The organism is Bacillus cereus group sp. MYBK95-2 (genome assembly GCF_051915225.1).
GTDB classification, from domain to species: Bacteria; Bacillota; Bacilli; order Bacillales; family Bacillaceae_G; genus Bacillus_A; species Bacillus_A cereus.
Genome location: NZ_JBQAEH010000012.1, coordinates 59,405 through 79,205, shown reverse-complemented (window position 1 = coordinate 79,205; position 19,801 = coordinate 59,405). Strand labels below are relative to the sequence as shown.

Below are 19,801 nucleotides of genomic sequence, written 5' to 3'. Positions count from 1 at the left end.
TTCAAGCCCCTCTATTCTTCAATATTTACAACGTGATTCCCATCAAAGAAGTATAAACATTTCTCTTTTACAGGATGTTGTAAGCTTTTCTCCAGTGCTTTTGCATATAACGAAAGCTGCACTTTATATCGATCTTCTAAAATTGGTTTCGCTTGTTCGAATCCGCCTGGGAATTTCCCTTCAATCGTATCTGTTTTGAAGTCGATTAACGTAATGCCATCTTCCTCTTCAATCATGCAGTCGATAACCCCTTGGACAAGAATCGTTTCTTCACTCTTCCCTTGCCAATCTTGATATGCTTCTTCTGCTGCAAGCATCATCGTAAATGGTACTTCACGCTCAACACTTTTCGCCGCTAATACCCTTTTACCTAAGTCACTGTCAAAGAATGAAATTACTTTTTCAATCGCTATTTCTTCCGCCTGCTCGAATGTTAATAATTCCTTATTTACCATTCCAGCAATTTGCTCTTGAAGAACTTCAACCGTAATCGGCTTCTTTAAATCAACATGCTGCATAACGGCATGGACTGCTGTTCCGCGCTCTGCGTACGTTAACCCTTTTTTCTCCATAAAGCGCGGGCGTGTTTTAATTGGTGCACGTAGTTTTTTAATAAAGGCGTTATCGCTACCTTCTTCAGATTGATAATTTCTCTTTATTTCTGTAACAGATTGCTTCGCACGATGAGATGTCGCATCCTCATATCCGTACTTCCACATTAATCTGTCGTACACTTCTTCTTTCCGTTCACTTTGCAGGGGAACAGCCTTTTTCTCACGAAGCGCTTCTAACAATTCTTGTTTCTCTTCTTGAACTGGCTCTGGTGCAAGTAGTGTGTTACCGTCCACAACTTCTACTTTCCAGCTAGTGTCATATCCGTAAATTTCATCTGGAATACTTCCTTGTCCTAATTCAAGAAGCATTTCACTATCACGGTGTCTATATAATGAAGGTGCAATCCAGTCTAAATAACAAGACGCTCCGGCACGTATGTGATCTGGTAATAACCATTCACTATGTTCCCTCGCATCAAGCCATTTTTCCATTTCCTTATTTGCATCCTTAACTGTTCCGATTAAAATTAACTTCTCTTTCGCACGCGTCAATGCTACGTATAGTACGCGCATTTCTTCCGCAATTAATTCCATTTTCATTTTACGCTTAATCGCAAGCTGTGATAATGTTGTATATTTAATTCGTTTACGCGGATCGATAAATTGCGAACCGAAACCGAAATCTTTATGCAGTAAGAAACGCTTCATTAAGTCTTGTGTATTAAAACGACGACCGAGTCCAGCTACAAATACGACCGGGAACTCTAGCCCTTTACTTTTATGAATCGTCATAATGCGAACAACGTCTTCTTGTTCACCTAGGGCTCTCGCCGTACCCATATCATCACCGCGTTCTAAAATACGTTCAATAAAACGTAAGAAGCGGAATAATCCTCTAAATGATGTTGCTTCATATTGTCTTGCGCGGTCATATAGTACGCGTAAGTTTGCCTGCCTTTGCTTTCCAGCTGGTAAACCGCCAACGAAGTCGTAATAACCTGTCTCACCGTACACTTTCCAAATTAAATCAGAAAGTGATTGTTGACGGGCGAATTCACGCCATCCTTGCAATAAGTTATAAAACCACTCTAATTTATCATGAAGTTCTTGCTCCTCTTCAAGCGGTGCCCCTTTTAAGAATGAGCTCATTACTTCATAAAACGAGCCTTTCTTTCCATGAGCACGAAGCGTTGCAAGTTCTTCATCGCTCAATCCAACGATTGGGGAACGAAGTACAGCGGCAAGCGGAATATCTTGCATCGGATTATCAATAACGCGGAATACGTTCATCATAATATTTACTTCCGTCGCTTCAAAATAACCAGTCGCGAGGTCAGCGTATACTGGAATTCCTTGTAATTTTAACTCTTCCATAATTTGCGGGGCCCACGGCATGGAGCGAAGTAAAATAACGAAATCGCGATATTGCACCGGACGCATACTATCATTTTTACGGTCATACACTTCATAACCGGAATCAACCATCGCTTTAATGCGCTGCGCCATAAGGCGAGCTTCAAGCTGTGCTTTTTCGACTTCTGCACCTTCTTCACCGTCTATTACTTCTTCTTCCGTTTGCTGAATACATAATAATTCTGCTGCTACATCTTCACCTTCTGGATAGGTAGCACCTAGCTTTAGTTCAGCGTCAGCATCGTAGTCAATTTCCCCAACTTCTTCGCACATAATTTGTTTAAAAATAAAGTTCGTACCTGCTAGTACTTCATGACGACTACGGAAGTTTTTCGCTAAGTCAATCTTCATTCCGCCGCCCAATCCTTCTTGTGTGAAGCGTTTATATTTTCCTAGGAATAGTCCTGGCTCGGCTAGTCGGAAACGATAAATCGACTGCTTTACGTCACCAACCATGAACAAGTTTCCTTCACTCTCAGAATCTTTCGTTACGAATTTAATAATGGATTCCTGTACAAAGTTCGTGTCTTGATATTCATCGACTAATACTTCAGCAAATTTATTACGATATTGGAGCGCCACTGCTGACGGATTCATTTCACCATTTTCACTTTGTTCACTTAAAATTTGTAAACAGAAATGCTCTAAATCTGTGAAATCGACCATTCCTTTATCTCGCTTCATCGCTTGGAAACGCTCTGTAAATACTTTTACAAGTTGAACAAGCTTTTCTAATACTGGGTGCATATCTTGAAAATCTCGTAAGAAACTTTCAGGTTTGCGGCTAAATAACTCTTCTTGTAATTTCTTCACTTCATCTTTCGCTTTATTACGAAGAGAGTCTACTTGTTTTACAACATCTTCATTGTAATCACTTTTCTTAATACGCTTTAACGTTTGCCACGATACGTTTTGCATCGCTTCATACACACTTGTCCACGACTCACGAGCAGCTGATGATAGCGTTCCAAGTAATGCTACATCTGCTTGCAGGGTTTCAATGCGAGGCGCTGGACCGTCAGGAAGCATTGCGAGTTCAGTTGCCTTACGAATATGCTGTTCCGCTGTTTCAAGCTGGAATTTCACATCTTCTAATAAATAAGAAGCATATACTAAATCTTCAATTGTCTTTCCTTCTACGTCATATGCTTCTACTAATTTATCAAGCCATTTTTCCGGATTTGGATGCGCTCTTGACTCTGTATGAAGCGCTAAAATCATACGTTGCAAGTCATCATCACTACGGTCACTCGTATAACGATCAACAAGTTCAAAGAAGATTGTATTATCTTCGATTCCGTACTCTTCTTCTAATATGTCATCTAGCACTTCTTCTTTTAACAATTCATTTTCTGTTTGATTCGCAATACGGAAACGAGGATCAACATCAAGCATGTAGTAATATCCTCTAATTACTTGTAAACAGAATGAGTGAATTGTTGAAATGGAAGCTTTATTTAATAGGCTCAGCTGCTTTCTTACGTGTTGAGAACCTGGTTCATCAATTAATACCTTTTCTAACGCTTCCCCGATTCGGTTTTTCATCTCTTGCGCTGCTGCATTCGTAAATGTTACAACGAGCAGGCGGTCGACATCGACTGGATTCTCTTCATTAATAATCTTTTTAATAATACGTTCAACTAATACTGCTGTTTTACCTGATCCAGCTGCAGCAGCAACTAAAATATCACGTCCGTTCGCTACAACAGCTTTCCACTGGTCATCTGTCCATTGACTACCTTCTGGTTTTTTAGGCCAATTTTCTATCATTCTCCGCCAACCTCCTCTCTTATTTTCTCCATCGCTTCGCTATCTTTCATATCTTTTAACGATCGGAACTGATTATCTTCCAGTGACTCATCAAACTGACAAACAGATTTGAAGTTACAGAACGTACATGCCGCTTTATTCCCCATTTTATAAGGAGCAATATCGATAACACCTTCTGTAATGTCTTTCCCGATGTTTTCAAACGTATGGTGTACGTATTTTTGAAGTACGTTAAACTCTTGCTCACTTGCAATACTTGAACGCGCACTAAAGCTACCGTCTTTTTTCAGACCAGCAGAAATAATATCTGAGCTTCCGGTTGAAAGTTTGTTATCCATTAAACGAACAACGTCAGCATCTCCTAGTACGAGTCCTTTCATTTTAAATTTCTTCAAAATTTCTTTTTCAATTTCTGCTTCCGTTGCGTCACCCTTCATCTCAACGATTGGATTATGAATATGGAAATACAATACACCAGCAGGTAATGCTGCATGGCCTTTTTTCATCCATGTCTGCGCATTTGAAGTAACAACATCTAAATACGTTAACATTTGAAGTGCTAATCCGTAATACACTTCCGTTAAATCTAACGCTTTTGAACTTGATTTATAATCAATAATACGTAAGAACGTCCCGTTTTCATCTTCTGCCTTATCAACACGGTCAATACGGCCGACTACTTCCATCTTCACACCATTTGGTAATGAGAATTCCATCGGCGGAAGTGATCCTGTACCACCCATACCGAACGGCACTTCTAAATCAACTGGTACGAATCCGCTTGACTTCGCATGTTCACGAAGAATGATTGACGTACGGAAAATGATTTGTTGTAGTTTTTGTTTTAAATAGAAATGACGGTTTGAACTTAATAAAATTTGTCGTTGTAATAACGGTGCGATTTCTTCTATTACTAAAACAGAAAGATGCTCACACTCTTTTATGGATAAATCCGCCCAAGTACGGTTTTCACGCAATAACTTGTCCGCAATTTTCTTTAATGCCGCATGGAATAATTCGCCGATGTCCGGCGCATCAAGCTTGAAAATATCACGCTCTCTAAGCGATAAACCGTGCTGCGCAAAATGAGCGTATGCACAACGGTTAAATAGTTCCATACGAGAGACGCTTCCTTTAATTATATCTCCGTATAAATCTCTACTTACTGCTGTACTTAATTTCTTCGCACGATTTCGATAGAATAAACTTGATAAGACGCGGCTACTTTTTTGTTTCCATTCATCTGAAGTTACGTAGAAATTATATACGTCCCACCAAAAGTCTAAATTCCCTTCAAATCCGTATCGCTTCCACGTTTGTAGTTGCTGCATAACGTAAGATAACGTTACTTCTGGCGTTGCTACATATGAAATTTGTTCTGAACGTGATAAATCATTTACGTCAGTCGTAATAAATGAATCTTTCACATTAGGGAACATTCTTTTTATTTTCTTAATAAAGCTAGACGCAAGTAACGTCTTTCCTTCTTCATCTGCAAGCGGGCATGAAATGTATAACTTCTCAGATGCTCTCGTTACCATTTGATACATAACGAACTGTTCTTCTAACAAAGTTTGTCTCGTCGTTGGCGCTAATTCAATCCCTGCCGCACCAAGAACTTCTCTTTCCTCATCAGAAAGCATACCTTCATCCATAGGTGCTGCTGGAATGACACCCTCATTTACACCTATAATAAACGTTGCTCTCACATCAGATAATCTGGAGTGATCAATATTAGCAATTAACACTTGGTCTAATGACGGCGGAATGTTAGCAAATTGAAGTGCCTCAAGACCAGTCGACATAACGTCAGTAAACATAGAAAGAGACATTTTCTCTTCCCCAAGCATCTCTACAAATGTATCAAGAAGGCTCATTACTTCTTCCCATACTTGTTCATGATCTGTCGCAAATAAGAAATCTCCACTTTCTTCTGCACGTATACGTAATTCTTCTAGTTTTTTCGGAACATCCAGTTCTTCTAAAAACAAGTAAACTGCTTCACACATTTGCATAACTGTTCCTGCACGCTTTAACCTTTTTTGCATGCGAATAACAGGTGTTCTTACAACGTCACGTAGCCTATTTATTTTCTCTTCCATTTCACGTTCACTGTCTGTAATCATCCCGTTCGTATCATCAAGAGAACGATAACGGCGATACATCCATGGATCTTCAGCAGTCCATCTCTTTCCTTGTACACCGTACGCTAAACAGTAATTTTCAAATTCATCCATTTCTTCACGCATCGCTTCTTTTCTTACGTCTAATGGATATAAAAGCTCTGTTTTCACGCAACGGAACACCGCATCATAACGCCAATTCCCACTAATAATCTCGAGTGCAGAACGAATACATTCTACCAATGGGTGATGTGACATTGGGCGCTTTTCATCGATGAAGTGCGGGATATTGTAATCTGTAAATAACGTTCGCATCACATCGTAATAACTTTCCCCATTACGAAGAAGCACTGCAATATCTCGGTAACGATATTTTTCATCCGCAACAAGTTTACGAATTTCACGAGCAACACCTTCTACCTCCGCTCGTAAATTCGCAGCTGTACTAATCGTTACACTCGCTTCACCGTTAAATTTTTCATTCGGACGCGCTTCATAATGAGCTTCTAAATGCGCTAATGCCGGAGAATGAAAACGCGGCTGTTCCATAAGTGGAATTGTTTTTTCAATTTCTATTTTCTCTTCACGCGCTACTTGTTTTATTTTTTCATACGTTAACGTCGTTTCATAAAATAAATCGAGTTCATTTACTGGCTGTGCTAACGTTTTTTCATCTATCGTTAACGTGATCGTAACTTTCGCTCCGCAAATCATAAGCTGTCTTACAATCTCTAACTCTTGCGGGGAGAATGAATGAAATCCATCTATATAAATTTCCGCACCATTTACATATTCAGACTGCGGAAGCTTTTCCACTAGCAATTGCAGGTAGTCTTCTGAATCTAAATATTTTCCAATTAAAGCACGTTCAAAATCATCGTATAACAGCTGTAAATCATACACTTTATTCGCTAGTAACTTTTGTTCGGCACTGCTACTATGCGCATCTAATTGTTGCCACATTTCATATACGTTAGATGGCGTTACATTGTAACGTTTAAACTCTGCAATCATACTACCAAGATGTTCAAAGAAACCGTTTTGCTCCGCTGCTTTTTGGAACACCGATAATCCATCTTTACGAGACTCTACAATTTTACGGAGTAACATATGTACACCAGCTTCATCAATATGAAGACGACTCGCTCCGCCAACTTCTTGCAGTACCTTCCACGCTAATCGTGAAAAACTAAAAACTTGTGCCCGAATAGAACCTCTTACATCCTCACTTCCAATTAACGCCTGCTGCGTCTGGAATGTCATCTGTTCTGGCACAAGATATAATATTGTTTTCCCTCTCGGGCGTTGTTTTAACTCTTCTTGCACTTCGCGTAAACAAAGTGTACTTTTTCCACTTCCCGCTCTACCAATCACAAATCGAAGTGACATGTAACCCCACCTTTCACTTACATAACGAACGTTAGTTTGCTACTATAATTGTATTATAGGACACGAAAAAAGACAAACTGAGTTGTTTGCCTTTTTCTATACTTCTATCTATTATATCAACCTTTTGAAAAATTCGTTTGCACCTCTTGAATTGGCCAATATCGCAAATCAACTTTACCGACGACTGTATCAGCTTTTACAAAGCCAAAGTGTCTACTATCCCAGCTCCCGAGCCGGTTATCACCTACTACAAAAATAAACCCAGGTGGCACCAGTTTTTCTTTCGTTAACTCTTCTAATGTAAAGTCGCCTGTTAGTTGCCTTCCGTTTATCTCTTTCTTATACTTCTCTAAATACGGCTCATCAATAAATTGACCGTTTATATATAACTTATCCTGCTTATATTCAATATGATCTCCAGGTAAACCGATAATCCGCTTTACATAGTCCTCTTTTTTATTCGCATGAAATACCACAACGTCAAATCTGTTCAAGTCCCCAACTTGATAACTCACCTTATTTACAACTAGCATATTGCCATCTTGCAATGTCGGCATCATTGACTTCCCCTCTACAACATACGTTGAAAAGAAAAACGTTCGAAAAAATACAGCTAATAATACACCAATTAAAATTGTTCGTATCCACTCCATGCCTTCTTTTTTCAAAGTTTTCTTCATCTGCTTCTCCCCTTATCCTTTAATACTGAAGCTTTCCTTTACAAAGAAGACTATTCTTAATGTAGTTCTAACTTTACTTCGATTTTCTTACCGACATACCATAAAATAAAAATACCAATCGCTACAATAACTGATTTCACCGGATTATGAATAAATGACATTAAATCATGACCGATATACGTTAAAATAAAAATCATCACAAGTTTTCCGAATGCTAACGCTAGACCAAACTGTTTTACACTAATTCGGGATAAACCAGCGACAACATTTATGAGCGCTGACGGTGTAAACGGAAAACAAAATATAACAAAAATCGGTGCGAATCCTTTCCTTTCAATCCACCCCATTGCTTTTCGTACTCTCTCATGCTTATTTACAAACGAAAAGAAACGACTGCGACCAAAATGGCGGATGATGAAAAAGACAAGTAATGCACCCATTACTGATCCAAGCCATGAATAAAGAAAACCGAGCCAAAAGCCAAATGCAACAGCATTCGCCAGTACAAATACGATAAGCGGTAATGCTGGAATCAACGCCTCTATCATCGGTAAACCAATACCAAGAAGTGGTCCGAACGCTTTATAACTCTCAACAATATGATCCATATTTTCTGGTGAAAAATACTCTTTGATTGTCTGAAAATCCATTCTACACTTTACCCCTTTACTCTAAATACTATCCCTACTGTATCATTGCTTATATGAAAGAGGAAATGGTAGATACGACATATGGAGATGTATTTATTAAAGTTTCCATATCTTTCATAAGAATTCCTTCATTATTTAGCTATGATAATCTATCAATATTCGACAGGACGTGTCATTCGTTTTGTTATTTAGATTGTTTTTTTGATTTTTTCGGTAAATGAAATTACAATGGTGATTTTCTAAATATAACAATTACAACTCGGTTTTTCTAATATATCGCCTTACCTACAAAGACTGATAAAGTGAAACTTTAATCAGTGGGGATTTTGTTGATCCCCCGCTTAACTTCTTTGCTTTCGCTGAATTTTGAGGCAGGGGTCTTACTGCCCACAAATAACAGGATAAACAAAAAAGAATGGGGATTCCCCCATCCTTTCACACTTCGCCTTCCTTCACAAAATACACACTCTCATAAGCGGGTCTTAATGTTGATTCCTCTTTTTTATCAACCTCTTTAAAACAAGGATTCCCTTGTTTTTTCCTACGATCTTCATATTCAGTACGTAATTTCGCTGTACGATTTTGTTGATTTTCAAAACTAGTTTTTGATATCTCTAATTTCACAGCAAAGCCATTTATAAATCTAATAATAAGATTTCCATCTTTTAATTCTTTATTACTTTCAATATAAAAATGAGACAACCAAGCACACTCTTTTCTAGAGTAAGAATAGGTAGGGAAAAAATAAAGTTGATCTGCTGGACTAATCGCAATCGGTGCTTTATGTGTAATATGAGTTAACTCTTTCGTTCCTTCTTTTCTGCCTAAGAAACTAGAGCCATGCTTGCGGCAACTTCTTTCTATAATATCTAGAGGTTTTTGAAATACGAAAAAAGAATCATTCATTTCAACGACTCGCGTAACAATTTTCTTTTCACTTAGAATAACAGGAAGTAAGGCCATCGTATTTTTCGTTACAACATAATTTTCGACATAGCGTTCCACTTTACTTTCCATACTCCATTATCTCCTTTTTTCCATTTATATTAGCAGCTGCATATATAATTTTAGCATCTATGAAAAGGAAATAGCTTACAAGTTCCGCTTTTTTACAATTTTTTATCATTTATCAAACATTTGTTAAATAAAAAAATCACGATATAGTAATGTTTTAATTTTAAAGTTATAAAAACAGCATTTATACTACCTATAAATATTTATTATCCCTTCCTATTTTCACATCATGAAAACAATTAACTTTGCTATAATTAAAATGTAAATCCAATATATGGAGGGCCACTATGGAGGAAAAAGAGATCCAACCATCGATTCAAATGAAAAATAGTAGCGTCATTATCGTGAAAAACTCAGCTAGTATTATATTTGGTTTATTTTTCATTCTGCTATTCTTTGCTAAACCGTTTCGTAAATCAAGATGTCCAGAATGTAAAAAACGTGAGAAGAAAAAATTAGAGCAAGAACAATAAAAGGCCTTCCTTTATGGATTGCCTTTTTACATTTGTAGCATCATTTTATTTATTCTTCTCCCTAAAAAAACAACTATATTTTCTCCCAAGGTTCTCTACATCTTTTTTGATTTGTAATATGATCCTTATATAAAACATGAGAAAGAGTATTACTTGTTACCCGCTTTTAATTTTTATTAAACACTTCAAATTTGTACATCTTTATCCATCACTAACAATTCGTTAATTAGTTAACTTTGTAATATAAGTTTTGTATATAATGTCATTCAAAAACACAATATATACAAGTAGCTATTTATAATTACATTGCTTTTTATCGAATTCCAAAAAGGAGCTGTATACTATGGACAAAGAAAATCTATTAAGCCAGCAGGTTAATAGCATCCCCTCAGATGCTCTGAATACCCCTAGTAAGGAACAAGAACAACTGTTAGAAACATCATCTCAAAACGTACAAAATTCCAACAACAATGCTAACAAAAAAGATGTTACTCAAGGTCTATCTGGAAAAGATTCCCCTATTTCAATAGAGAATACAAATTTATAGTTATTTACTATCATACGCAGCAAATGCTCTTGCTGAACTAATTCTTCTACAGAAACTAATACGCATTCCAGATAATTTTTCACCAGTTATAACATAGAAAAAGAGATTTAGATATAAAAACAAGCTCTGGGAAAACTTTCTCCACAACCTAAAAAAAGGATGGCATTAGCCATCCTTTTTTCCATCATCAACTATAAAATTATAGTTTGATTACGTTTTTAGCTTGAGGTCCACGGTTACCTTCTTCGATTTCGAAGCTAACTTTTTGGCCTTCTTCTAGAGATTTGAAACCTTCAGTTTCGATTGCAGAGAAGTGTACGAATACATCGTTTTCGCCTGGAACTTCGATGAAACCGAAGCCTTTTTCGTTGTTAAACCATTTTACTTGTCCTGTTACTGCCATGATTATTTCCTCCTAAGAAAATACAAATTTTTAATTTTTTAGTCTTCCTGTCTAAAAAAAGAATCCACACATTATCAAATACGAAACATAAACTAGTTCTCACATACTTTTTCTCGTTCGTTTTCAGCACTTGATAACATATGGATTGCTTAATTTAACTATTCAACTGACATCATCATAGCACATTAAAATAAAATGTACAATCTTTTTCGAAAATAGAATTTCTAATTTTTAGTATTTCTTATAAAATATAATTATCTCTATTCTAAATAAGGAGGAGTTTATGACCAATAAAATTCCTAGAAAAACATTAAAAAGAATTGAAGAGGATATTGAAAATAATAATCTTGGAAAAGCAAGAGATAGATTGCATGGCCTCATCTTTACATACCCAAATGAATTACATCTTCGAAAAAAACTCGGAGATATTTATTATACATTACAATATCCAGAAATGGCTGGACGTTACTGGTATCTAAAGGAGCATAAAGTGAAACTTTAATCAGTGGGGGTTTTGTTTATTCCCCACTGATTATTAGTTGAACCAATCGGGCTTTTCCGGGCAGTTGATCCCTCACCTAACTTCTTCGCTTTCGCTAAATTTTGAGGTGGGGGTCTTACTGCCCGTTAATGCGGGATAAAACAGACATTATGCATGAATCATGTTTATTATTTGAAAAATCAATGGGAAATAGTCCTCATCATATTGCACGTGCTTTAAAGTTTAAAGGCGATTCTAACCATATAAAAGGTTTGTATAAAGATCAACCTTTATCTTCAGTGCAGAAGAAAGTAGCAGAGGAGTTAATTTATGAGTATAAAGAAACATGGCAAGATAAGCTAGTTCCTTTTTGCTGTCTAGCATTGCTTGCTTCCCTTCTCTTTTCTGCCGTTGTTGGTCTATTTACTATTTGGAATTGGATTTTTTAATCACAGGGGGAATTTTCACATGTCAAACTACGCTAAAGAAGAAAGGCTAACAGGGGGAAACGTCTCAAGCGTATATCGTTCTGAAAATACTGTTCGGCGAGAGTTAAAGTCAAATAGTGAAAAGATTCATAAGTTATTGCAACATTTAGAAAATAAAGAATTCCATTATGCTCCAAAGTTTTTAGGTGTAGATGAAAAGGATAGAGAGATTTTATCCTTTATTGAAGGAGAAGCTGGCAATTATCCTTTAAAAGAATATATGCGATCTAATGATGTATTAAAAGAAATCGCAAAGATACTTCGCCTTTACCATGATGCTGTAAGTGATTTTCCGTTATTAGATGATTGGAAACCGATGGATCACACTCCAAATAACATTGAGGTTTTATGTCACAATGATTTTGCCATATATAACATTATTTTTAATAATGAGAAGCCAGTAGGGATTATTGATTTCGATGTTGCTGCTCCTGGTCCAAGACTATGGGATATCGCTTATACACTTTATACTTGTGTGCCTTTAAGTAGAGTGTATTATACAGAATCCGGTGAAGCTGTTCATTATGACTCATCGCAACATGCAGATCGTATTAAAGAGAGAATAAATTTGTTCGTTCAGTCCTATGATAAAAATATGAATGAAGATTACTTAGGAATGGTGTTGCTTCGATTAGAAGGATTATGTACATATATGAAACGAAAAGCGCAAGAAGGCGACTTGAATTTCCAAAGAATGATTGATGAAGGACATCTAGAGCATTATGAGAAAGATATAAAGTTTATTCGTGATCATAAGGCTGAGTGGAGTTGATTTGATTTAGTAATAAAGAAAAGGAAGTATCGTTTTTTGCCGACAACTCACTCTCTCTTTTCGAATCGTTTAGAAAATAACAAGGGGCACCCTTCAAAAAGGTGCCCCTTCCTTTTATTTCGTAAACTGTGCTTCTTCCGTAGATCCTTTTAACGCTGTCGTTGATGAAGTTCCGCCCGTAATCACTTGTGCAACTTCATCAAAGTAACCTGTTCCTACTTCGCGTTGATGACGTGTTGCAGAGTAGCCATGTTTTTCAGCTGCGAATTCTGCTTGTTGTAGTTCAGAGTATGCTGCCATGCCGCGCTCTTTATAGCCACGTGCTAGTTCAAACATACCGTAATTTAATGAATGGAATCCAGCAAGTGTTACGAATTGGAACTTGTAACCGTAAGATGCGATTTCCTTTTGGAAGCTTGCAATTGTTTTTTCATCTAGTTTTTGTTTCCAGTTGAATGAAGGTGAGCAGTTATATGCAAGTAGCTTCCCTGGATGCTCCTTATGAATTGCGTCCGCAAATCGTTTTGCATCTTCTAAATTTGGTTCTGACGTTTCACACCAAACGAGGTCTGCGTACGGTGCATACGCTAAACCGCGCGCAATTGCTTGATCAAGACCTGCATTCGTACGGTAAAACCCTTCTGGTGTTCTTTCTCCTGTAATAAATGCTTTATCAACAGGATCGATATCGCTCGTAATTAAATCAGCTGCATCCGCATCTGTTCTTGCAACGATAATTGTCGGCACTCCCATTACATCTGCTGCAAGGCGTGCAGAAATTAAATTGCGTACTGCTGTTTGCGTTGGTAGTAGTACTTTTCCACCTAAATGGCCACATTTTTTCTCTGAAGATAATTGATCTTCAAAATGCACACCTGATGCACCTGCTTCAATCATACCTTTCATCAGTTCGAATACATTTAATTGCCCACCAAATCCAGCTTCTGCATCTGCTACAATCGGTACGAAATAGTCTGTATCATCGCTTCCTTCCATATGCTGAATTTGATCCGCACGTTGAAGCGTTTGATTAATTCGTTTTACTACAGCAGGTACGCTGTTCGCTGGATATAAACTTTGGTCTGGATACATATGTCCAGAAAGGTTTGCATCAGCTGCTACTTGCCAACCACTTAAGTAAATCGCTTTTAACCCAGCTTTTACTTGTTGCATCGCTTGGTTTCCTGTTAATGCGCCAAGTGCGTTAATATAGTCTTCTGTATGAAGCGATGTCCAAAGCTTCTCAGCACCGCGACGCGCTAACGTATGTTCAATATCAATCGACCCGCGCAGGCGAATTACATCTTCTGCCGAATATGGACGTGTGATCCCTTTCCAACGCTCATCTAATTCCCAGCTTTCTTGTAACTTCTCGATTCTTTCGTTTTTCATTTGTTCCATCCCCTTTTCATTTTTTATAAAATTTCATAACCCGGTAATGTTAAAAATGGTACGAATTCATCATTTCGAACGAGATCTGTAAACAACGTTGTCGCCTCTTGGAATCTCCCTTTCTTAAAGGCTTCCTTACCAATCTCTCTTTCTATTTTTGCTAATTCTTCTTCTTTTAGCTCTTCCATTAATTCAAGCGTAATATTACGACCATCATTTAGTTTTCCACCTTCATGACGAATCCATTGCCATACTTGTGCTCTTGAAATTTCAGCTGTTGCCGCATCTTCCATTAAGTTATAAATGGGTGCTGCTCCCCGTCCGCTTAACCAAGATGCAATATATTGAATACCTACGCTAATATTCATGCGAAGGCCCTCTTCTGTAATCGTTCCCACCGGTACCTCTAGTAAATCGTTTTCTGTTACACATATTTCTTCACGTTTTCTAAAAATTTGATTTGGTGTTTTCATAATGTGATTAAACACTTCCATTGCAACCGGTACAAGTCCAGGGTGGGCAACCCAAGTCCCGTCATGACCGTCTAAAGCTTCGCGTTCCTTATCAGCACGCACTTTTTCAAAAGCTGCTTCATTTGCTTCTGGATTATTTTTAATCGGAATTTGTGCCGCCATTCCTCCAATTGCTGATGCATTACGGCGGTGACATGTTTGAATTACTTTCAAAGAATACGAACGCATAAATGGCGCCGTCATCGTGACTTGTGCTCTATCTGGTAGTAAGAATTTATTATGATTACGGAAACTCTTTAAAAAGCTAAAAATATAATCCCATCTTCCGCAATTTAAGCCAGCAGAATGATCTTTTAGCTCATATAAAATTTCATCCATTTCAAACGAAGCGTGAATCGTTTCTAGTAACACAGTTGCTTTAATCGTTCCGTTTGGAATGCCGATATATTTTTGAGCAAATACGAATACATCATTCCATAATCTCGCTTCTAAATAACTTTCCATTTTCGGTAAGTAAAAGTATGGGCCGCTCCCTTTTGCTAAAAGAGCTTTCGCATTATGGAAAAAATACAAGCCGAAATCTACTAAACTACCCGACATATTTTTCCCATCAACTTGCATATGCTTTTCCTCTAAATGCCATCCTCTTGGACGTACAATGAGTACAGCTGTTTTCTCATTTAATCTATATTCTTTCCCTTTATCATTTTCATGTGAAATCGTTCCCTTTACTGCATCTCGTAAATTGATTTGCCCTTCAACTGCGTTTTCCCAAGTTGGTGCATTCGAATCTTCAAAATCCGCCATAAAAAGATGCGCTCCTGAATTTAAAGCGTTAATGACCATCTTTCTATCTACCGGTCCAGTAATCTCTACGCGGCGATCCTCTAAGTCTTTTGGCAGCTTGGCAATTGTCCAATCCGCTTCACGTATGTGTTTTGTTTCTTCTAGAAACTTCGGAAACTCCCCTGCATCAATTCTCTTTTGTTTTTCTACACGTTTTTGTAAAAGTTCTATGCGGCGCTCATTAAAATTCTCATGTAGTTCCTTCAAAAAACTAAGCACCTCAGGTGTCAATATTTCGTTGTACGCTGGTAACATTTCTCCAACGAGTGTAACCCGTGAAGTTTGCGTCGACATATTAGCATCCCCTTCTTAAACTGTTTTATAACAGATTTGATTTCATGTTTTATATTATATAACAAATCTTCAGAAAAGGAAGTTTTTTTTGAAAATTCATTTCATTTTTTTTCAAAACGCCATTCTTTCGCGCTTTATTTCATACAAAAAAGGCCGCTGTTATACAACAACGACCTTTTTGTATTATTTTTAAATTTCACTTTGACTAGTTAAACTTTATTACTGCCCTTGTTCCATATCATGCAATATTGCTCTATGTAAAAACTGTGCGTATTGTTCTCTCGTTACCTTCATAGACGGACCGAATTTACCTTCTCCGATTCCCATTGTAATACCATTTGTTTGTACTGCACTAATTGCATTCGTTGCCCATGAATTTGTTGAAACATCATTAAAGTTATGAGATCCCTTTGCCTGTAAGTCAAAAGCATTCGTAAGAACTTGTGCCATTTCCGCACGCGTTAACGTCGCCTTCGGTCTAAAGTTTCCATTCTCGTCTCCCTGGAAAATTCCCATTTCCGTTAAAGCCAATATCTCCTCGATAAAGCTTGTTGAATTTTCATCAATATCTCCATATGGGTTTTCATATTCATCTTGTTCTTCCATATCAAACACACGGTAAATTAAAGCTGCAACTTGCTCACGTGTTACATTATCCCCAAAACCGAATATTCCATCGCCATATCCTAAAATAATTTCTTGTTCCGCTAATTCATGAATTGCCTCATACGCCCAATGCCCTTGTGGTACATCTTTAAATACAATTGTATTTGTTTTTTGCAACGGTGCACTTTCCGCTTTTACACTGTTACTCTCTGCTGAGAATAACACCCCACCCATAATTGTTAATGCTGTAGCTGTTTTTAATAATTTTTTGCTCATCAAATTATCTCCCCAATATGTATATGTTTTTTTAAAAATATACAGAATAAATGGTATAGTGACAATATATTTTTCGACACATTTCGTGACGGTTTTGTGAATCATATTAAACATCATGTCTTTTTCATCGGGTTGATTATAAAGCTTGTGTATAACCATAAAAATACATAAATACGAATAATAATTCTTTTTTAAACAAACAAAAAAGCACAAATATTTCTATTTGTGCTTTCATATTTCACTCTACTTCCAATCCTCTTTCAAATGATAATTAATAATCGCATTATTAATAAACTGAGCATATTGTTCTCTAGGTACAGGGCGATTTAATTCATACATGTCATTCCCAGTTCCTCTCACAACATTATTAGATTGTAACGCACTAATTGCATCTTCTGCCCAGTGGCCTTTTGGAATATCTTTAAATGTATGTTTTTGTTTCGTTTCAAAATGAAATGCTCGTTTTAAAATGACAGCCATTTCCGCTCTAGAGATTGGTGCTTTCGGCCTAAAATTCCCTTGGCCATCCCCTGAAAAAACACCACGTTTTGTTAACGCCAAAATTTCCTTTTTAAAAGTTGTTGTACTATCAGAAACATCTTTATATGGATTCGCTACTGGCCCTTCTTCTTTTATCTCAAGTGTTCTGTAAATAGTCCCAGCTACTTGTTCACGTGTTATAAGATCGCCAACACCATACTTCCCGTTTCCATACCCTAATATAATTTTATGATATGCTAAGTCCATAATAGCATCATATGCCCAAAATCCGTATGGAACATCTTCAAACACAATCATTTGTGGATACTCTTCCGCTTTTACAGGCGTCACATTCGTCCCTGCAAATATACCTCCTGCCATTGTCGCAATCATCATTACACCCAATATTTTTTTCTTCATTGTCCTCTCTCCCTAGTTCATTCAAATAAAATGAACTTCATTGTTTCAGGAGTATTATTTTTTGGTGAATGTAAGATAAAATGTAAATCTTCTAGAAGAAATATTTCCACTACCTTTCTGCTTTATACTCCCTTCTTTCTTTTTCAAAAAGGAAGTTTTCACATCTAAGGTGTTATATATTAAAACATTCTACAATCTCTTTATAAACTCCTTTTCACTTTATAACTTCCCTTTATTGGCACCTAAAGGAGATACCTAGTGGAGGCTACTATATTCATGGCTTATATTTCAGAGGTAGCATTCCCCTTCACTGATAACTCGTTTTCGCTGAATTTTGAGGTGGGGGTCTTACTGCCCAGCAAATAACGAGATAAAAAAATCATCCTCTTTTTTCTTAAAAGAGGATGATTTTTTTATCTTTATTAACACTCAAATATGCTACTACTTTTGAAGAGTAAATTGGGCAACTATTTGTTTTAGTTTTCCTGCTGCGTTATGCATATGTTCAATTGAAATCGAAATCTCTTGAACAGATTTTTCTTGCTGTTGAATAGACTCTTTTACCCTATCAGTTCGGTCAGATGATCTTTGAGAAATTTGAGCCATGTCTTCTGCAGAAGCCGAGATTTCCTCACTACTCGCTGCAATTTCATCTGTAGACATAGATACCGTTTGAATTTGCTCAGATACTTGCTGTACTTTTTCTGTAATTGTTCCAAATACTTTTTCTGTATGCATTACTACTTGTGTACCTGCCTGTACCTCATTATCTACTTTCCCCATCATATGTACCGTATGGTTCGTTGTTCCCATAACTTGAGTAATAAGATTCTCAATTTGTTTTGCAGAATCACTAGATTGTTCTGCTAATTTCCGCACTTCATCTGCCACAATTGCAAATCCTCTACCACTTTCACCAGCACGTGCAGCCTCAATTGCGGCGTTTAATGCTAATAAGTTAATCTGGGAGGTAATACCTTGCATAACATCAATGATTTTAACAATTTCTTCTGATTGTTCTTTCATAGTCTCTACTTGTTTCACACCGCTATGTACCGAATTTTGGATTGTATCCATCTGTTGAATCATTTGTTTCATTAATTTGTTACCACTCTCTGCATCTAATGCTGATTGAGCAGATAATTCATTTACAGAGGATGATGTATTGACTATACTCTGCATTCCTTGTGTCAACTCTTCCATCGCACCCGCAGTTTGTTCCATTGCTTGCATTTGACTCTCTGCACCATTTGCGACTTCTTCAATATCCATAGTGATTTTTTTGGCTGCACTACTAGATACTTCTGACGCAGATGCTACTCCGTCTGCATATTGGAATAGAAGCTGAATATTATTCTCTACTTCTTGCATATTTGTTCTTAGCCCTGCAATCATCTCATTAAAATTACTTACTAATACACCTAATTCATCCTTAGCAGTATAATCACCATGTACAGTTAAATCTCCTTCTTTCGCTCTTTCCATCATACGACTAACCGTTTGTAAAGGAGCAACTATAAGCTTGCTAATAATATAACTTACTATACATATAACGATTGTAGTAACTACTACAAGAATGATAAAGGTAATAACGGAACGATCAATCATTTTTTGCGAATCTTTAAATACTTGGTCAGCTAAATTTGAAACATACGATTCTAAATCCACTGCATAACCAGCTAACTCTATTCCCTTCGGTTTTAATTCCTTCTGAAATTCATTTACCATTTGCGGCTCGTTTGTTGCCTTCGCCTTTTCAAATAATTTCTTATATGTATCTTTATAACTTGGTAAAGATTTCTTCATCTTCTGAAACAGTTCATCCTCTTGCTTACTTAAATTAAAACCATCATCATATTCTTTTAATAAAGAATCATATTTTTTAAGATCCTTTTCAATATTATTAATTATTCCCTCTTTATTTGCCACTTCATTTTGTGATGCCGTAATTAACTCTAATAAGTTATATTCTAGTGAATTTTGTGTGCGAAGCATTCCTTCTAATAAAATTGCAGAATATTGATAATCATCTACTACAACCTCTGTATCGTGCTTAATCTTATTAATAGAATGAATTGCTACACTGCTTATAATTACCATACCTAAAACTGCTAATGAAATAAGCGCTAATAATTTATATTTCACTTTTAAATTTTGTAAAAAATACATTTTTTCACCTTTATTCCTTTATATATAGATTTTTAGAATTTTATAGCTTATTATTTACAAAATCGCAATAAAAAGCAATGATAAATAT

The 19,801-nt window shown here is 36.7% G+C and carries 14 protein-coding genes and 3 pseudogenes; 5 read left to right on the top strand and 12 right to left on the bottom strand.

Annotated features, from left to right (window positions below; genetic code table 11):
- Positions 1–11 precede the first annotated feature (11 nt).
- From addA to ACTFN4_RS27055, 5 genes are all read right to left on the bottom strand, one after another.
- Positions 12–3,737 carry a helicase-exonuclease AddAB subunit AddA gene (gene addA, locus ACTFN4_RS27075; protein ID WP_439963091.1) on the bottom strand — a complete coding sequence of 1,242 codons (3,726 nt, stop codon included), beginning with the start codon at positions 3,735–3,737 and terminating at the stop codon, positions 12–14.
- Positions 3,734–7,249, bottom strand: coding sequence for a helicase-exonuclease AddAB subunit AddB (addB, locus tag ACTFN4_RS27070; RefSeq protein WP_439963090.1), 3,516 nt, complete (start codon positions 7,247–7,249; stop codon positions 3,734–3,736). Before addB ends, addA begins: the two co-directional genes overlap by 4 nt.
- 116 nt (positions 7,250–7,365) lie before the next feature.
- Positions 7,366–7,929, bottom strand: coding sequence for a signal peptidase I (lepB, locus tag ACTFN4_RS27065; protein ID WP_000751919.1), 564 nt, complete (start codon positions 7,927–7,929; stop codon positions 7,366–7,368).
- Positions 7,930–7,985: 56 nt separating this feature from the next.
- Positions 7,986–8,579, bottom strand: a complete 594-nt coding sequence (locus ACTFN4_RS27060; RefSeq protein ID WP_000347517.1) for a TVP38/TMEM64 family protein — start codon at positions 8,577–8,579, stop codon at positions 7,986–7,988.
- Between the two features lie 435 nt (positions 8,580–9,014).
- Complete coding sequence (locus ACTFN4_RS27055; RefSeq protein ID WP_000444443.1) at positions 9,015–9,596, bottom strand: competence protein ComK; 582 nt, start codon at positions 9,594–9,596, stop codon at positions 9,015–9,017.
- Between the two features lie 284 nt (positions 9,597–9,880).
- Between ACTFN4_RS27055 and ACTFN4_RS27050 the strand changes: the two genes are divergently transcribed.
- Positions 9,881–10,066 (top strand): hypothetical protein, encoded by a 186-nt coding sequence (locus ACTFN4_RS27050; RefSeq protein ID WP_075677594.1) that lies wholly within the window; start codon positions 9,881–9,883, stop codon positions 10,064–10,066.
- A 343-nt stretch (positions 10,067–10,409) separates the two neighbouring features.
- Complete coding sequence (locus tag ACTFN4_RS27045) at positions 10,410–10,613, top strand: hypothetical protein (RefSeq protein ID WP_000356912.1); 204 nt, start codon at positions 10,410–10,412, stop codon at positions 10,611–10,613.
- A gap of 199 nt (positions 10,614–10,812) precedes the next feature.
- Here the strand turns inward: ACTFN4_RS27045 and cspA are convergent, their stop codons facing one another.
- Positions 10,813–11,016, bottom strand: a complete 204-nt coding sequence (gene cspA, locus ACTFN4_RS27040) for an RNA chaperone/antiterminator CspA (protein WP_000301522.1) — start codon at positions 11,014–11,016, stop codon at positions 10,813–10,815.
- 283 nt (positions 11,017–11,299) lie between these two features.
- Here cspA and ACTFN4_RS27035 point away from each other — a divergent pair.
- The 3 genes and pseudogenes from ACTFN4_RS27035 to ACTFN4_RS27025 all read left to right on the top strand — a co-directional run.
- Positions 11,300–11,503 (top strand): annotated as a pseudogene (locus ACTFN4_RS27035) (DUF6584 family protein); the annotation flags it as partial.
- Between the two features lie 152 nt (positions 11,504–11,655).
- Positions 11,656–11,946: pseudogene (locus ACTFN4_RS27030) on the top strand (DUF6584 family protein); the annotation flags it as partial.
- A 19-nt stretch (positions 11,947–11,965) separates the two neighbouring features.
- Positions 11,966–12,757, top strand: coding sequence for a phosphotransferase (locus ACTFN4_RS27025; protein WP_075677598.1), 792 nt, complete (start codon positions 11,966–11,968; stop codon positions 12,755–12,757).
- Positions 12,758–12,871: 114 nt separating this feature from the next.
- On the opposite strand, the gene aceA is transcribed toward ACTFN4_RS27025, so the two are convergent.
- The 6 genes and pseudogenes from aceA to ACTFN4_RS26995 all read right to left on the bottom strand — a co-directional run.
- Complete coding sequence (gene aceA, locus ACTFN4_RS27020; RefSeq protein ID WP_000787346.1) at positions 12,872–14,149, bottom strand: isocitrate lyase; 1,278 nt, start codon at positions 14,147–14,149, stop codon at positions 12,872–12,874.
- 23 nt (positions 14,150–14,172) lie between these two features.
- Positions 14,173–15,762, bottom strand: a complete 1,590-nt coding sequence (gene aceB, locus ACTFN4_RS27015) for a malate synthase A (protein WP_439963089.1) — start codon at positions 15,760–15,762, stop codon at positions 14,173–14,175.
- Positions 15,763–15,981: 219 nt separating this feature from the next.
- Entirely contained in the window at positions 15,982–16,749 is a 768-nt protein-coding gene (locus ACTFN4_RS27010) for an S-layer homology domain-containing protein (RefSeq protein WP_127063856.1), read from the bottom strand.
- A gap of 138 nt (positions 16,750–16,887) precedes the next feature.
- Positions 16,888–17,544, bottom strand: coding sequence for an S-layer homology domain-containing protein (locus ACTFN4_RS27005; protein ID WP_000727102.1), 657 nt, complete (start codon positions 17,542–17,544; stop codon positions 16,888–16,890).
- A 441-nt stretch (positions 17,545–17,985) separates the two neighbouring features.
- Positions 17,986–18,777 carry a methyl-accepting chemotaxis protein gene (locus ACTFN4_RS27000; RefSeq protein ID WP_407543961.1) on the bottom strand — a complete coding sequence of 264 codons (792 nt, stop codon included), beginning with the start codon at positions 18,775–18,777 and terminating at the stop codon, positions 17,986–17,988.
- Positions 18,778–18,933: 156 nt separating this feature from the next.
- Positions 18,934–19,713 (bottom strand): annotated as a pseudogene (locus ACTFN4_RS26995) (MCP four helix bundle domain-containing protein); the annotation flags it as partial.
- Positions 19,714–19,801: the final 88 nt, after the last annotated feature.

What these genes read in the sequence shown, in the direction of transcription:
- addB (WP_439963090.1), bottom strand. Translation starts at nt 7,249, where the DNA reads ATGTCACTTCGATTTGTGATTGGTAGAGCGGGAAGTGGAAAAAGTACA.
- cspA (WP_000301522.1), bottom strand. Translation starts at nt 11,016, where the DNA reads ATGGCAGTAACAGGACAAGTAAAATGGTTTAACAACGAAAAAGGCTTC.
- addA (WP_439963091.1), bottom strand. Translation starts at nt 3,737, where the DNA reads ATGATAGAAAATTGGCCTAAAAAACCAGAAGGTAGTCAATGGACAGAT.
- ACTFN4_RS27010 (WP_127063856.1), bottom strand. Translation starts at nt 16,749, where the DNA reads ATGATTCACAAAACCGTCACGAAATGTGTCGAAAAATATATTGTCACT.
- ACTFN4_RS27000 (WP_407543961.1), bottom strand. Translation starts at nt 18,777, where the DNA reads ATGCAAGCAATGGAACAAACTGCGGGTGCGATGGAAGAGTTGACACAA.
- aceA (WP_000787346.1), bottom strand. Translation starts at nt 14,149, where the DNA reads ATGAAAAACGAAAGAATCGAGAAGTTACAAGAAAGCTGGGAATTAGAT.
- aceB (WP_439963089.1), bottom strand. Translation starts at nt 15,762, where the DNA reads ATGTCGACGCAAACTTCACGGGTTACACTCGTTGGAGAAATGTTACCA.
- ACTFN4_RS27050 (WP_075677594.1), top strand. Translation starts at nt 9,881, where the DNA reads ATGGAGGAAAAAGAGATCCAACCATCGATTCAAATGAAAAATAGTAGC.
- ACTFN4_RS27060 (WP_000347517.1), bottom strand. Translation starts at nt 8,579, where the DNA reads ATGGATTTTCAGACAATCAAAGAGTATTTTTCACCAGAAAATATGGAT.
- lepB (WP_000751919.1), bottom strand. Translation starts at nt 7,929, where the DNA reads ATGAAGAAAACTTTGAAAAAAGAAGGCATGGAGTGGATACGAACAATT.
- ACTFN4_RS27045 (WP_000356912.1), top strand. Translation starts at nt 10,410, where the DNA reads ATGGACAAAGAAAATCTATTAAGCCAGCAGGTTAATAGCATCCCCTCA.
- ACTFN4_RS27005 (WP_000727102.1), bottom strand. Translation starts at nt 17,544, where the DNA reads ATGAAGAAAAAAATATTGGGTGTAATGATGATTGCGACAATGGCAGGA.
- ACTFN4_RS27055 (WP_000444443.1), bottom strand. Translation starts at nt 9,596, where the DNA reads ATGGAAAGTAAAGTGGAACGCTATGTCGAAAATTATGTTGTAACGAAA.
- ACTFN4_RS27025 (WP_075677598.1), top strand. Translation starts at nt 11,966, where the DNA reads ATGTCAAACTACGCTAAAGAAGAAAGGCTAACAGGGGGAAACGTCTCA.